Source organism: Pseudomonas sp. DG56-2 (assembly GCF_004803755.1).
Lineage (GTDB): Bacteria > Pseudomonadota > Gammaproteobacteria > Pseudomonadales > Pseudomonadaceae > Aquipseudomonas > Aquipseudomonas auratipiscis.
In genome coordinates, this window is the sequence record NZ_CP032311.1 from 1,006,822 (window position 1) to 1,021,637 (window position 14,816).

Sequence of the window (14,816 nt, forward strand, 5' to 3'; positions counted from 1 at the left end):
TGCGCGGCGAGGAAACCGGAGAGCCCGATTGTGCGCATTGCTTTTCTACTACTGACTGGACTGTTGAGTGTCACCGCGCAAGCGGCGCCCGTGCCGCCGACCACGTTCGACCGCGCGAACTGGCCAGAGCAACTCGATAACCCGGCACTTTTCGATGTCGCCTCGCGGGCTGAGGTTCTTGCCTTCGCCAACGCCCTGCAAATCAGTGAAGCCCTGGACGAGCCAAGCCTTGCAGCACGCCTGGGACTCAAGCAGATCAATTTGCTGTCGATCAATCAGCTGCGTTCGCGCCTGTGGCAGCAGCTGTGGCGCAATTACGCTTTGGCCCAGCAGAGTTGCGATCAGGACGCGTCGTTCTGTTATGCCATCGACACCCCGACTGAGTTTCGCCAGCAGGCAGCGAAGTTCGAAGTGGCCGGTGATTCCTTCTATGGCGGTTGGGCCGAACCCAGTCGCGAGTTCCATGAGCGCTACCTGAATGAGCTGTTGCGCAAAGCTGCGTTGTTCCCGCAGAACCCCAGCGAAATCGAGCGCTTTTCGGACCTTGAGCGCAATGGTGATGAGCTCAACGACAGACTGTTCATGCTTACTTTCGATTCAGGCCCCAGCGCCGTTGGTGGCGGCACCGATTCGCTGACCGACTACCTGCGCCGGCAGAAGCTCGGTGCAACCTTTTTCGTGTTGGGCCACAGCTTGCAGTCCCGCCGTGACAAGACCTCGCTCGCAGACGTGCGCGCGCTCTACAAAGGCCAATGCGTGGGAATTCAGGGCTGGCAGTATCGCTCTCACGGCCAATGGCAGGACTGGCAGGATTCGGTGTTGCGCAGTCAGGCCCGCGTCCAGGCAGACTTGCCCGATCAATATGTGCCGCTGTTCAGGCCGCCCTATGGCCAGCGGCGTGCCGACAGTCAGGCATTCTTCGCCAGCCAAGGCTTGCAGGTGCTGCTCTGGAACATCGATGCGCAGGATCAGACGTCGCTCAACGCCGAGCAATCGGCTCAGCGGGTGCTGACCCTGATGTTGATCTGGCGACGCGGAGTGATCCAGTTTCACGATGCTCAACCCAAGGCGCAGGAGGCGCTGACCTGGTTGCTCAAGCACACCGCACAAAGTGGAATTGGTTGGGAAGATTGCCGGCATTTTGCGGGAAAAAGTTGATATCAGGCGAGAAGTGCCCAATTCAGCAAAAGGCGGCGAGGCGAATTTTACTCGACCTGATTTATGACTTTAGCGGTGCTTTGACCTCGCGCCAAGGGCTAAGTGTCATCAAAAAAAATAAATTCAAAAATACGTAAAAATGCTTTTTCCGGTCATGGTTTTTGCGGTATCAAGAAGACAGACCGCCGAACCCTGCATCACAGGTGGCGTCATTGGGCACCATTTATGTGAGGGCAGCTCTCCACCCGTAACGACGCGGACCAGGAGAGAACCGGCGGCCACTTCACGGCGCAGCACCGTCCAGGTATTGCGTTGTATGGCTTCCACAAAGGTGACCGAGTATGGATGATCAAGGACGCACCAATTCCTCCAACCAGCCAATCCTTTATGTGCTCGATACCAATGTACTGATTCACGATCCAAACGCATTGCTCAACTTCGAGGAGCACCACGTCGCCATACCGATGACGGTGCTGGAGGAGCTCGACAAACTCAAGACCGGAAAGCACACCATCGCCGCCGAATGCCGTCAGGCCATCCGCCTGATTGATCAGACATTGGGCGATGCCTCGCCAACTGACGTCGAACAGGGAGTACCGATCCAGCGTGGCAAGAGTGGGCCCAAGGGCTTGCTGTCTATTCTGATGAGCCCGCGCAACGAGCCAAATAGGCTGTTACCGGAAACGCTCAACGACAACATCATCATCAACCAGTTGCTTGAGCTGCGTAGTCGCCGCAAAGACCTGGACGTGGTGCTGGTAACCAAAGACATCAATATGCGCCTCAAGGCACGCGCCTGTGGGATCGCGGCCGAGGACTACAGTACTGACCAACTGGTTGACGACGTATCCCTGCTCTCCAAGGGCTACCACAGCGTCAGCGGATCATTCTGGGACCGCGTCAGCAAGGTCGAGACCCGCCAGGAACGCGGTCGCACCTGGCATCGGGTACAGATGATCGACAACCTGCCAGCGGTGCACATCAACGAGTTCATCATCGACGAGCAGGGCTTTGTCGGCTGGATCAAAGGCATCAAGGAAGACGAGCTGCTACTGCTCGACCTGCACCAGGAGCCACTGCTGCACCAGGAAGCCTGGGGCCTCAAGCCGCGGGATATCCATCAGAGCCTGGCACTGTTCGCGCTGCTGGATCCGGATATCCACCTGGTCAACCTGACCGGCGCTGCGGGTTCGGGTAAAACCATTCTGGCGCTGGCCGCTGCCATCGAGCAAACCATGGTCAGCAAGCGCTACCGGCGCATCATCGCAACTCGCAGCGTGCAGGGGCTGGACCAGGAGATCGGCTTCCTGCCGGGCACCGAAGCGGAAAAAATGGAGCCTTGGCTCGGGGCAATTACCGACAACCTTGAAGCACTGCACATGGATGATGAAAACACCCACGGTAGTGTCGACTACATCCTTGAGCGGGTACCGCTGCAGTTCAAATCCCTGAACTACATTCGTGGTCGCAGTTTCCAGCAGAGTCTGATTCTGATCGACGAATGCCAGAACCTCACGCCGCATCAGATGAAAACCATCATCACCCGTGCCGGTGCTGGCTCCAAGGTGATCTGCCTGGGTAACCTGGCGCAGATCGACACCCCTTACCTGTCCGCGACCAGCTCGGGACTGACCTACCTGACCGAGCGATTCAAGGACTTCCCCAACGGCGTGCACATCACCCTGCAGGGTGTGCCGCGTTCTATCCTGGCCGAATACGCCGAAGCTCACCTGTAACCCCTTGCAACAACCGGGCGGTCATGCCGCCCGGTTTTTTTCGCTGCGATATCCACAGCCATGGGTTTACACTCTTTACTCCTGAACAGGAGGAAGGCTGTGCTGACTCATCTCGATTCCCAAGGTCGCGCCAATATGGTCGACGTCACCGAAAAAGCCGTGACCTCGCGTGAGGCTGTGGCTGAAGCGCGGGTGCGCATGCTCCCGCAAACCCTGCAGATGATTGTCGAAGGCGAGCACCCCAAGGGTGATGTCTTCGCCGTGGCGCGAATTGCCGGTATCCAGGCCGCGAAGAAAACCAGCGATCTGATCCCGCTGTGCCACCCGTTGCTCCTTACCAGTGTAAAGGTCGAGCTCAGTGCCGAAGGTACAGACACGGTCTATATCGTCGCCCGCTGCAAGCTGGCCGGCCAGACTGGTGTTGAGATGGAAGCGCTGACGGCTGCCAGCGTCGCCGCACTGACGATCTATGACATGTGCAAAGCGGTTGATCGCGGCATGATCATCGATGGCGTGCGGGTTCTGGAGAAGCTTGGCGGCAAGAGCGGCCACTATCAGGCGGACGACGTGCAATGAACATCAATGTGATGTATTTCGCCCGTTACCGCGAAGTCCTGGAGGCCGACGGCGAAACGCTCGAAGGCGTGTTTGCAACGTTGGACGATGTGCGCAAGGCCTTGGTTGCCAAGGGCGGCAACTATGCCGTGCTTGCCGAGCAGAACCTGATGTGCGCGCGCAACGAAGACTTGTGCAAACTCGACGAGCCGGTGGCCGAGGGTGATGTCGTGGCGTTCTTTCCGCCCGTGACCGGAGGCTGAAATGAGCGTTCGAGTACAGAACCAGGCTTTTGATCCGGGTGTTGAAGTCAATGCCATGCACGCGGCCAACGTTGGCGTCGGTGCGGTGGTTGGCTTTGTCGGTTATGTGCGTGATTTCAACGATGGTCAGGATGTGGCCGGCATGTTCCTCGAGCACTATGCGGGCATGACCGAAAAAGCCCTGGCCAAGATCGTGGTCGAAGCGGAGCAACGCTGGCCGTTGCTCAAGGTCGAGGTGCTGCACCGCATCGGCGCGCTTGAACCGGGTGAGCCGATAGTCTTCGTCGGCATCGCCAGTGCCCATCGACAGGCTGCGTTCGATGCCTGCAACTTCATCATGGATTACCTCAAGACCCGCGCACCGTTCTGGAAGAAAGAACAGACCGGTGACGGCCCGCGCTGGGTCGAGGGCAAGCAGAGTGACGAAGAGGCGGCAGGGCGCTGGTAGTCGCGCTTCTCGCGGGCCAAGCTGACCACCCCAGGCCGTGTGACCTTGGTTGGGAATGAGCTTGCCCCGCGATGCTTTTGCCTGTTGAGTTTTAATACAATAAAGTCCAGTATGGAATTATAAGTACAAAATAATTCCAGGCTTGTGCATGCCTGATTCCTTTCCCTCTGTCTTGCAACACACCTCCAATAACGAGCGAGAGAGACCCTCATGAAAAAACTCACCCTGATCAGCGGTCTGGCCCTGAGCCTGTTGGCTAGCAGTAGCCTGTTCGCTGCCGAGAAAACTCTGCGCATCGGTATCGAGGCTGCATATCCTCCCTTCGCGTCGAAGAACGACAAGGGTGAAATTGTCGGTTTCGACTACGACATCGGCAACGCCTTGTGTGCGCAAATGCAGGTAAAGTGCGTGTGGAACGAGGTAGAGTTCGATGGTCTGATTCCATCGTTGAAAGTGAAGAAAATTGACGCGGCCTTGTCGTCGATGACCATTACCGATGAGCGCAAGAAGTCGGTGGACTTTACCCACAAGTACTATTTCACTTCTTCGCGCCTGGTCATGAAGAAGGGCGCCGAAGTCGATGATCAGTACGCCAGCCTCAAGGGCAAGACCGTTGGTGTGCAGCGCGCCACCACCACTGACCGTTACGCCACCGAGGTGCTTGAGCCCAAGGGCATTATCATCAAGCGCTACAGCAACAACGAAGAGATCTACATGGATCTGGCTTCGGGTCGCGTAGATGCGATTTTCGCCGACACCATTCCGCTCGACGACTTCCTGTCGATGCCGCGCGGCGCCGCCTATGCCTTCGTGGGGCCGGAGCTCAAGGATCCGAAGTATGTTGGCGAGGGTGCCGGGATCGCAGTGCGCAAGGGTAATGGCGAGCTGGTCTCTCAGCTCAACAGTGCCATCGACGCGATTCGCGCCAATGGTGAGTACCAGAAGATCCAGTCTAAGTACTTCAAGTCGGATATCTACGGCGACTGATCGCCGGCATCAAGGCCTGGAGCTTTTCAGGCCTTGATTTCCTTCAGGTGTTTGTACACCGTCGCGCGTCCCATCCCCAGCACATTGGCCACGTAGTTGGCTGCACTCTTGCCCTTGAATGCGCCTTCGGCGTGCAGGGCCAGGACCAGTTCGCGCTTGTGATCGCGGGTCAGCAGGTTCAGGCTCAGTTGGCGCTGGCGTAACCAATTGTTGAGGAACGTGTTGATACGTTCCTGCCAGTCATCGCGAAACAGTGCATCGGGTTGGGCTATCAGCTTGCTCGGCGAAAGGAACAGGTCGAGCGCAGCCTTGGCATTTTCGAACAGGGAAATGTTCAGGTTGATGCACAGTACCGCCAGTGGTCGCCCCGCTTCATTGCGCAGCACCGTGCTCAGCGAGCGGATTTTCTGCCCATCCCAATTGAGCTTCTCGTAGGGACCGATATTGGTTTCGTCGGTGCCTGTTTCGAGCATGTCTTCGAGCGCCGCGTCATCACCCACTTCGCGCTTGGACAGGTTGTTGGCGATGTAGTCGATTTTCTGGCTGCGCAAATCGTGCAGTACCACCTCGGCATGGGGAAAAAACAGGGTGGCGATGGCATCGGCAATGGCCCGGTAGTTGTCCAGGTCAGGGTCGCGGCGAGGTGTCGACATTCAGGCAAGCTCCAAGCGGTGTCAGCGCCCTTGGGGCAAGGGCGCTGCGAGTGTGCCGCAATCGCGGCGGCGCGTCATCCCTGCAGGCGGCGCGGGGACAGCATCTGCGCGCTGAGGTTGAAGTCCGTCAGGGCCTGTGGCAAGTCTTCACCACGCACCAGGGAGGCGCTGGCCTGCCCCATCGCCGGAGACGTCTGGATACCATAGCCGCCTTGTGCTGCCACCCAGAACAAGCCGGGCACCTGCGGATCGAAGCCGGCCACCAGGTCGCCGTCGGCAACGAAGCTGCGCAGCCCGGCCCAGGTGCGGGTGGGGCGGCGAATGCTCAGGGTCGTGGCTTCCTCGATCTGGTAGATGCCCATGGCAATGTCGAGTTCTTCGGCCTGAACATCGTGGGGATCAACCGGGTCGGCATTAGCTGGCGAGCCGAGCAGCATGCCGGCATCGGGTTTCATGTAGAACGACTCGTCGAGGCTGACGAGCATCGGCCAGGCATGGCTGTCGATGCCCTCGGGGCCGGCAAATATGAATGCGGCACGACGCTTGGGTTGCAGGCCAAGCGGTTGTGCGCCGGCCAGTATGCCGATGTGGTCGGCCCAGGCGCCAGCGGCGTTGATCAGTATGGGGGCGCTGAAGGTGCCACGACTGGTCTGCACTTGCCACAGGCCGTCATTGCCGCGGCTCAGTCGCTGGACTTCACAGTCGTTGTGTACTTCACCCTGCTGGCGGCGAATACCGCGCAGGTAACCCTGGTGCAGGGCATCGGTATCGATGTCGCTGGCGCTGGGGTCGTACAGGGCGCCACGAACCTTGTCGCGGCGCAGCACCGGCAAGCGCGCGCAGGCTTGCTCGGCATTGAGCAATTCAACGTCCGGCACGCAGGCCTTGGCGCTCAGGTACTGGCGCTGCAGCTCTTCGGGGTCGCCAGTCAGATCGACGGTCATTTCGCCGCGTGGGCTCAAGAGCGGATGCTCGGTAAAGCCTGGCGGTGGCTGGTCGAAAAACGCGCGGCTGGCGAGGGTCAGGGCGCGCACTTGCGGGGTGCCGTAGGCCGCGGTGTAGAGCGCTGCCGAGCGGCCGGTCGAGTGATACCCAGGCTGCGACTCGCGTTCGAGCAGGAGTACGCGGCCGTGGCTGGACAGCCAGAAACCGGTGGACGCGCCAGCAATACCAGCCCCGATGATGATGAAATCAGCGTGTTGCATGACAGTTTCCTCAGTCGGCGCGCTGCAGGCGGTACAGGGCGTTGGCCACGGCGATGTCTTCAAGACCCAGGCCAATGGAGCGGAAAAAGGCATGGCGCTGATAGTCTGGAGTAGCGGCCTGGTTGCTCAACAGTTGTGCCAGATCGCCGACGATCGCCTCGGCTTGCCAGCCATGTTGCTCCGCGGCAATGCGCATTTCACCCGCGCTGCCGGGTGTAGTCAGCCGATAGTCGCAGTACACATCCATGCCGGCCAGGCTGGCCGGTGGTACTTCATGGGCTCGTAGCGCGTTGGTGCTGATCGAGGTGATCAGCGCCGGTTTGTTCAGGGTGGTCGGATCCAGGACCGGGGTTGCCGAGGAGGTGCACAGCATGATCACGTCGGCGTCGTCCACGGCCTGCTCGAGGTTGTCGCAGAGGCACAGGCGTGGGTCGAGATCGAGCAGCGACTGACGCTGCTCGGCGCTTTGTCTTGCCAGACTGGGTGAGTACAGGCGGATGTCCTGCCATTCACGCAGGGCGCGAACATAGCGCAGGTGGGCGCGGGCGATAGGGCCGCTGCCGATCAGGGTCAGGCGCCGGGCGCTGGTGGTGGCCAGGGCATCGACGGCCACTGCCGTGGTGGCCGCCGTGCGCGCAGTCGTCAGTTCGCCAGCGTCGCACAGCAGCAGCGGCTGGCCACTGTCCATGGACATCAGCAGGGTCCAGGCGGTAATAAGCGGGCCTTGTTCGCGCACGATGTAGGGTGAAGTCTTGACCCCATACACGCGCTCATTGGCCAGTACTCCGCCGTAGTTGATGAAGTCGCCCTGGCCCCCTGGGAACTCGACCAGTTGTTGCGGTGGCTGTACGGCTTGCCCGGCGGCCAGGTCACGGAACAGGTTGCGCAGAATCTGAGGCACATCCACTTGCGCGAGTAGTTGGCGGGCGAGCGGTTGATCGATGACGAGAGGCGCGGACATACGAGACTCCATATAAACTGTTTTGTCTATTATGGACTCTTTGTATATTTGATCAACATTTGATCGCTGGAAAACAGCGCGGGGTAAGCCGCTCCTAACTCAATAGGAGCGGCTTACCCCGCGGTTCAATGCCGCAACGATCAGTGATGCTTGCGCGGCACCGGCTTGAGCAACTCGGTCGGCGGCATTTCGCAGCTGATCTTGCGGCCCAGCAATTCTTCGATCGCGGGCAATTGATACGAGTCATCCTCGCCAGCGAAGCTGATCGACACGCCATTGGTGCCTGCACGGCCGGTACGACCGATACGGTGTACGTAGTCGTCCGGGTCTTCCGGCAGGGTGAAGTTGATCACATGGCTGATGCCATCGATGTGGATGCCGCGCCCGGCCACATCGGTGGCGACCAGCACGGTAATGCGTCCTTCACGGAAGTTTTCCAGGGTCTTGATACGCTTGTGCTGGGGTACATCACCCGACAACTGGGCGGCGTTGACGCCATCGCGCACCAGGCGTTCCTCGATGCGGCGTACTTCGTCCTTGCGGTTGGCGAAGACCATTACCCGTTCCCACTTGTTCTCGGTTACCAGGTTGTACAGCAGCTTGTATTTGTCGCTGCCGGCAACGGCATAGACGTGCTGCTCGACGGTTTCGCTGGCAACGTTTTCCGGCTCGATCTCGACAATGGCGGGGTCGGTGGTCCACTGCTTGGCCAGGTTCATCACGTCTTCGGTGAAGGTCGCGGAGAACAGCAGCGTCTGGCGTTCGCTCTTGGGTGGGGTCTGGCGGATGATCTGTCGTACCTGGGGGATGAAACCCATGTCGAGCATACGGTCGGCTTCATCCAGCACCAGCACCTCGACCATGTCCAGGTGGGCTTCACCGCGCTGGTTGAAGTCCAGCAGACGGCCAGGGGTGGCAACCAGGATGTCGCAGTGGCGTGCTTCGAGGGCTTTGAGTTGCTTGTCGAAGTCCATACCGCCGACGAAGGTCATCACGTTCAGACCGGTGTACTTGGTCAGTGCTGCGGCGTCCTTGGCGATCTGCACCACCAATTCTCGGGTCGGAGCGATGATCAGGGCCCGTGGCTCGCCCATGTAGCGCTCTTTGGGTGGTGGCGTCTGCTGCAACTGGGAGATGATCGAAATCAGAAAGGCCGCAGTCTTGCCGGTGCCGGTCTGGGCGCGGCCGATAGCGTCTTTGCCACGCAGGGTATAGCCCAGCACTTGTGCCTGGATCGGCGTGCAGTAGGGAAATCCCAGGTCGTGGATGGCATGCATCAGCTCCGGTGAGAGCTTGAAGTCATGGAAACGGGTCTTGCCTTCTTGCGGCTCGACAACGAAATTTTCCAGCTTCCAGGTGGAGGCTGCAGGTTTTGGCTTGCGCTCACGGCGCGGCTTGGGCTCAGCCGGTTTTTCGGCGCGCGCCGGTTTGGCGGCCTCGGGCTTGAGCGGGGCGGCCGGGGCGGGGGCCTTGGGTGCTGCAGGTGGCTGCGTCACGGGGGCAGCGGTTTCGGTGGCGAGTTGCTCAACCTCGCTCTTGCCGAACATCTTCTTGAGTGCTTTGAGCACGGTGATCTCATCAATTGGTTAAGGAATGTACGCCGGCCAGTGTAATGCAAGAAACGAGCGCGGCGTAGCGGATTGCACCGACAACTATAGGGAAGTGCGCTTTTACCGCAGGCGTTCGATCAACCAGACGCCAATATCGTTGATTTCCTCGGGCAGCACTGCATGTTCCATCGGGTACTCCTTCCAGCTGACGCTGATGCCCCACTGCTTGAGGTGCTCATAAGCGCTACGTCCCATTGCCGGCTGAACGACCGGATCGTAGATACCGTGCAGGCACAGGGCCGGGGTACGTTGCTGGCAGGCGCTCAGTTGGCGTTCCTGGGTAAAGGTCGGTGCATAGGTCGACAGGGCAATTACGCCGCCCAGCGCTTCTTGCCACTTTATATAAGCAGTGTGCAGCACCACCGCACCCCCTTGGGAGAAACCGGCAAGGATGATGCGCGCCAAGTCGATGCCCTTGGCCTGCTCGGCCTTGATCAACCCGATGACCTGTTCGGCCGATGCCTCCAGTTGGTCCTCGTCGATAGCGCGCGCCGGGGTCATGGCCTTGATGTCGTACCAACTGGGCATTTCATAACCACCGTTGATGGTCACCGGGCGGGTAGGCGCCTGGGGCATCACGAAGCGCGTGGTCAGCAGGACCTCCTGCAGGGCTTCGGCCACAGGCATGAAGTCGTAACGATCGGCACCCAGGCCGTGCAACCAGATCACACAAGCGTCTGCGTTTTTTTGTGGCTCGAGAATCAGCGGATGGGTCATGACTGCTCCGAAATAGTGCGCGCGCTCTTGTTTGCGTGCATGAAATGAAGGCGCGTTGAGTGAATCTGGAAAAAACCTGTCGCAACGCTGAAAGTTTTCCCCTTGACGATTACTGAATCGCTTTAGCTGCTCAGTGTGGTACGCGCTTTGCTAAGAATTTTCTGATGCGAGGTTACACGTTTTGGACGGTAACACCCGTTAGCTGTCCCCAAGGCTGTCACAGAACAGCGCTTTGCGCCAATTGACCCAATAACAAGCCAACAAGGGTCGGATGCGCCTCATAAGGGTGCGGTGCAATCCCGGCTCACACAACAAGAGCAAACTGGAGGTTTGAATGAAGATGTTGAAATCCACCCTGGCAGTGGTTACCGCTGCCACCGTACTGGGTATCAGTGGTTTCGCACAGGCGGGTGCAACCCTGGACGCAGTACAGAAAAAGGGCTTCGTTCAGTGTGGCGTGAGTGATGGTTTGCCAGGTTTTTCGGTACCTGATGCCAAGGGCAATATTGTCGGCATCGACGCAGACGTCTGTCGCGCCGTCGCTGCGGCCGTGTTCGGCGACGCCAAAAAGGTCAAATTCAGCCAGCTCAACGCCAAGGAACGCTTCACTGCGCTGCAGTCGGGTGAAGTCGATGTGCTCTCGCGTAACACCACCTGGACCAGCTCTCGCGATGCGGGCATGGGCCTGGTCTTCGCCGGTGTCACCTATTACGACGGCATCGGTTTTCTGGTCAACAAGAAACTCGGTGTATCCAGCGCCAAGGAACTCGATGGTGCAACCATCTGCATCCAGGCCGGTACCACTACTGAGCTCAACGTCTCCGACTACTTCCGCGCCAACGGCCTGAAGTACACCCCGATCACCTTCGATACCTCCGATGAAAGCGCCAAGTCGCTGGAATCCGGCCGCTGCGACGTACTGACCTCGGATAAATCGCAACTCTATGCACAGCGCTCCAAGCTGGCATCGCCTGCTGACTACGTGGTGCTGCCGGAAACCATCTCCAAGGAACCGCTCGGCCCAGTGGTTCGCAAAGGCGATGAAGAGTGGTTCAGCATCGTCAAATGGACCCTGTTCGCCATGCTCAATGCCGAGGAAATGGGCATCAACTCCAAGAACGTCGAAGCCGAAGCCAAGTCCACCAAGAACCCTGACGTGGCGCGTATGCTCGGCGCTGACGGCGAGTACGGCAAAGACCTGAAACTGCCGAAGGATTGGGTCGTGCAGATCGTCAAGCAGGTCGGTAACTACGGCGAAATTTTCGAGAAGAACCTGGGCAAGGAAACCCCACTGCAAATCGATCGCGGCCTGAACGCCCTGTGGAACAACGGCGGCATTCAGTACGCTCCACCGGTGCGCTGATAGCGGCGGCCTGCGGCAGTGAACGGCTGCCGCAGGTTGTTCGGTTCCCTTTCTTTCGGGGCATTACATGCAAAATCAAATCGGCGCACCCAAGGGCTTGTCCCTGAACGATCCACGTGTGCGTGCGTGGCTTTTCCAGATCCTTACCATCGCTTTTGTAGTGGGGCTGGGCTGGTATCTGTTTCACAACACCCAGACCAACTTGCAGCATCGGGGCATTACCTCGGGCTTCGATTTTCTTGAGCGCAGCGCCGGCTTCGGTATCGCGCAGCACTTGATCCCCTATACCGAGCAGGACAGCTATGCCCGGGTATTTGTCATTGGCCTGCTCAATACGCTGCTGGTGACCTTTATCGGTATTGTCCTGGCGACTGTGTTGGGGTTCATCATCGGTGTGGCCCGGTTGTCACCGAACTGGATGATCAACAAGCTGGCCACGGTGTATGTCGAGACTTTCCGTAACATCCCACCGCTTTTGCAGATTCTATTCTGGTACTTCGCGGTGTTCCTGACCCTGCCGGGACCGCGGGGAAGCATCAACCTCAACGACGCCTTCTTTATCAGCAACCGGGGTTTGAACATGCCGGGTGCTGCCATGGCCGAAGGATTCTGGCCATTCGTCGTCAGCCTGGTGCTGGCCGTCATTGCCATTGTGGTAATGGTGCGCCTGGCCAATCGACGCTTTGAAGCCACCGGCGAGCCGTTTCACAAGTTCTGGGTGGGATTGTTCCTGTTCTTGGGTATTCCTGCACTCAGCGTTTTGTTGGCCGGCAGCCCGGTGCACTGGGAGATGCCGCAGCTCAAGGGCTTCAACTTCGTCGGCGGTTGGGTACTGATACCCGAGCTGCTGGCCCTGACCCTGGCGTTGACCATCTACACCGCAGCGTTCATTGCCGAGATCGTTCGATCGGGCATTCGCTCGGTCAGCTTCGGCCAGACCGAAGCCGCCCGTTCCCTGGGGCTGCGTGAAGGGCCGACGCTGCGCAAGGTGATCATTCCCCAAGCGTTGCGAGTCATCATTCCTCCGCTGACCAGCCAGTACCTCAACCTGGCGAAGAACTCTTCGTTGGCAGCAGGCATCGGCTACCCGGAAATGGTGTCGTTGTTCGCGGGCACTGTGCTTAACCAGACCGGCCAGGCGATCGAGGTGATCGCGATCACCATGAGCGTCTATCTGGCTATCAGCATCAGCATTTCCCTGCTGATGAACTGGTACAACAAGCGCATTGCGCTGATCGAGCGGTGAGGACACGCGCATGACTTCCCATGTTTTCAAACCTGATATGCCGCCACCGGTGAAAACCGTCGGCGTACTGGCCTGGATGCGCGCCAACCTGTTTTCCAGTTGGCTCAATACCTTGCTTACGCTGTTTGCCTTTTACCTGGTGTGGTTGATTGTGCCGCCGCTGTTGCAATGGTCGATTTTCGATGCCAACTGGGTGGGTACTACACGTGCCGACTGCACCAAGGAAGGCGCCTGTTGGGTGTTCATCCAGCAGCGTTTTGGTCAGTTCATGTACGGCTACTACCCGACCGAACTGCGCTGGCGAGTCGACCTGACCGTATGGCTGGCGGTCATCGGCGCTGCACCATTGTTCATCGCGCGTTTTCCACGCAAGGCAATGTATGGCATAGGCTTCCTGGTGCTGTACCCAGTCATTGCCTACACCTTGTTGCATGGTGGTTACCTGGGCCTGACCACGGTACCGACCAGTCAATGGGGCGGCTTGATGCTGACCTTGGTGATCGCCACCGTCGGCATTGTCGGCGCCTTGCCACTGGGCATTTTGCTGGCCCTGGGCCGGCGTTCGAAAATGCCAGCAGTGAAGGTGGTGTGCGTGACCTTCATCGAGTTCTGGCGCGGCGTGCCATTGATCACCGTGCTGTTCATGTCTTCGGTCATGCTGCCGTTGTTCCTGCCTGAGGGCATGAGCTTCGACAAACTGCTGCGGGCGATGATCGGGGTCATCCTGTTCCAGTCGGCGTACATCGCCGAAGTGGTACGCGGCGGCTTGCAGGCCATTCCCAAGGGCCAGTACGAAGCGGCTGCGGCGATGGGCCTGGGCTACTGGCGAGCCATGGGCCTGGTGATTTTGCCGCAAGCGCTCAAGCTGGTGATTCCCGGCATCGTCAACACCTTCATTGCTTTGTTCAAAGACACCAGCCTGGTGATCATTATCGGCCTGTTCGACCTGCTCAACAGCGTCAAGCAAGCTGCCGCCGACCCTGCCTGGCTGGGCATGGCGACCGAGGGCTATGTATTCGCCGCCCTGGTTTTCTGGATTTTCTGTTTCGGTATGTCCCGCTACTCCATGCATCTGGAGCGCAAGCTGGACACAGGCCACAAGCGTTAGGAGTATTCCCATGAGTGAAGCGATCAAACAGCCTGTGAGCCCTGAAGGCATTATTCAGATGCAGGGCGTGAACAAGTGGTACGGCCAGTTCCACGTGCTCAAGGACATCAACCTGAATGTGCGCCAGGGCGAGCGTATCGTTCTGTGCGGGCCGTCGGGTTCGGGCAAGTCCACCACCATCCGCTGCCTAAACCGCCTGGAAGAACACCAGCAGGGGCGCATCGTGGTCGATGGTGTCGAGCTGACCAACGACCTCAAGCAGATCGAAGCGATTCGCCGTGAAGTCGGCATGGTGTTCCAGCACTTCAACCTGTTCCCGCACCTGACCATCCTGCAGAACTGCACGTTGGCGCCGATGTGGGTGCGCAAGCTGCCCAAGCGCAAGGCCGAGGAAATTGCCATGCACTATCTGGAGCGGGTGCGGATTCCGGAGCAGGCCAACAAGTTTCCGGGGCAACTGTCCGGTGGTCAGCAGCAGCGCGTGGCGATTGCTCGTGCGCTGTGCATGAAGCCAAAGATCATGCTGTTCGACGAGCCGACCTCGGCGCTCGATCCAGAAATGGTCAAGGAAGTGCTCGATACCATGGTCGGCCTGGCTGAAGATGGCATGACCATGCTCTGCGTGACCCATGAAATGGGCTTTGCCCGGACCGTGGCGAACCGGGTGATCTTCATGGACAAGGGCGAGATTGTGGAGCAAGCGGCGCCGGACGACTTCTTCGACCGGCCGCAGAACGAGCGGACCAAGCTGTTCCTCAGCCAGATCCTGCACTAACCGAACCTGCCCCGTTGGAGGCGGGCCTGCC

The 14,816-nt window shown here is 59.1% G+C and carries 15 protein-coding genes; 10 read left to right on the forward strand and 5 right to left on the reverse strand.

What is annotated here, in order from left to right; genetic code table 11:
* The first annotated feature begins 30 nt into the window (after positions 1-30).
* From D3Z90_RS04760 to D3Z90_RS04785, 6 genes are all read left to right on the forward strand, one after another.
* Positions 31-1,158 carry a polysaccharide deacetylase family protein gene (locus D3Z90_RS04760; RefSeq protein WP_136474643.1) on the forward strand — a complete coding sequence of 376 codons (1,128 nt, stop codon included), beginning with the start codon at positions 31-33 and terminating at the stop codon, positions 1,156-1,158.
* 341 nt (positions 1,159-1,499) lie between these two features.
* Complete coding sequence (locus tag D3Z90_RS04765) at positions 1,500-2,894, forward strand: PhoH family protein (RefSeq protein WP_136474644.1); 1,395 nt, start codon at positions 1,500-1,502, stop codon at positions 2,892-2,894.
* 99 nt (positions 2,895-2,993) lie between these two features.
* A complete protein-coding gene (gene moaC / locus D3Z90_RS04770; protein ID WP_136474645.1) occupies positions 2,994-3,470 on the forward strand; it encodes a cyclic pyranopterin monophosphate synthase MoaC in 477 nt (158 codons plus the stop codon).
* Positions 3,467-3,712, forward strand: coding sequence for a MoaD/ThiS family protein (locus tag D3Z90_RS04775; RefSeq protein WP_136474646.1), 246 nt, complete (start codon positions 3,467-3,469; stop codon positions 3,710-3,712). The genes moaC and D3Z90_RS04775 overlap by 4 nt, the downstream gene beginning before the upstream one ends.
* A gap of 1 nt (position 3,713) precedes the next feature.
* Complete coding sequence (gene moaE, locus D3Z90_RS04780) at positions 3,714-4,160, forward strand: molybdopterin synthase catalytic subunit MoaE (RefSeq protein ID WP_136474647.1); 447 nt, start codon at positions 3,714-3,716, stop codon at positions 4,158-4,160.
* 210 nt (positions 4,161-4,370) lie between these two features.
* Positions 4,371-5,147 (forward strand): ABC transporter substrate-binding protein, encoded by a 777-nt coding sequence (locus D3Z90_RS04785; protein ID WP_136474648.1) that lies wholly within the window; start codon positions 4,371-4,373, stop codon positions 5,145-5,147.
* 26 nt (positions 5,148-5,173) lie between these two features.
* Here the strand turns inward: D3Z90_RS04785 and D3Z90_RS04790 are convergent, their stop codons facing one another.
* The 5 genes from D3Z90_RS04790 to D3Z90_RS04810 all read right to left on the reverse strand — a co-directional run bounded on the left by D3Z90_RS04790 (position 5,174) and on the right by D3Z90_RS04810 (position 10,293).
* Positions 5,174-5,800 carry a transcriptional regulator gene (locus D3Z90_RS04790; protein WP_136474649.1) on the reverse strand — a complete coding sequence of 209 codons (627 nt, stop codon included), beginning with the start codon at positions 5,798-5,800 and terminating at the stop codon, positions 5,174-5,176.
* Positions 5,801-5,874: 74 nt separating this feature from the next.
* Complete coding sequence (locus D3Z90_RS04795; RefSeq protein ID WP_136474650.1) at positions 5,875-7,005, reverse strand: FAD-binding oxidoreductase; 1,131 nt, start codon at positions 7,003-7,005, stop codon at positions 5,875-5,877.
* A gap of 10 nt (positions 7,006-7,015) precedes the next feature.
* Positions 7,016-7,966 carry an ornithine cyclodeaminase family protein gene (locus tag D3Z90_RS04800; protein ID WP_136474651.1) on the reverse strand — a complete coding sequence of 317 codons (951 nt, stop codon included), beginning with the start codon at positions 7,964-7,966 and terminating at the stop codon, positions 7,016-7,018.
* Positions 7,967-8,106: 140 nt separating this feature from the next.
* Positions 8,107-9,534, reverse strand: coding sequence for an ATP-dependent RNA helicase RhlB (gene rhlB, locus D3Z90_RS04805; RefSeq protein WP_136474652.1), 1,428 nt, complete (start codon positions 9,532-9,534; stop codon positions 8,107-8,109).
* A gap of 102 nt (positions 9,535-9,636) precedes the next feature.
* Positions 9,637-10,293, reverse strand: coding sequence for an alpha/beta hydrolase (locus D3Z90_RS04810; protein ID WP_136474653.1), 657 nt, complete (start codon positions 10,291-10,293; stop codon positions 9,637-9,639).
* Positions 10,294-10,627: 334 nt separating this feature from the next.
* Between D3Z90_RS04810 and D3Z90_RS04815 the strand changes: the two genes are divergently transcribed.
* From D3Z90_RS04815 to D3Z90_RS04830, 4 genes are all read left to right on the forward strand, one after another.
* The gene (locus tag D3Z90_RS04815; RefSeq protein ID WP_136474654.1) at positions 10,628-11,656 is read left to right on the forward strand and encodes an amino acid ABC transporter substrate-binding protein; all 1,029 of its coding nucleotides are present in this window, start codon (positions 10,628-10,630) and stop codon (positions 11,654-11,656) included.
* A gap of 67 nt (positions 11,657-11,723) precedes the next feature.
* Positions 11,724-12,902, forward strand: coding sequence for an amino acid ABC transporter permease (locus D3Z90_RS04820; RefSeq protein ID WP_136474655.1), 1,179 nt, complete (start codon positions 11,724-11,726; stop codon positions 12,900-12,902).
* Between the two features lie 10 nt (positions 12,903-12,912).
* Positions 12,913-14,010, forward strand: a complete 1,098-nt coding sequence (locus D3Z90_RS04825; RefSeq protein ID WP_136474656.1) for an amino acid ABC transporter permease — start codon at positions 12,913-12,915, stop codon at positions 14,008-14,010.
* A 10-nt stretch (positions 14,011-14,020) separates the two neighbouring features.
* On the forward strand, positions 14,021-14,785 hold the full coding sequence (locus tag D3Z90_RS04830) for an amino acid ABC transporter ATP-binding protein (protein WP_136474657.1): 765 nt from the start codon (positions 14,021-14,023) through the stop codon (positions 14,783-14,785).
* The last annotated feature ends 31 nt before the right edge of the window (positions 14,786-14,816 follow it).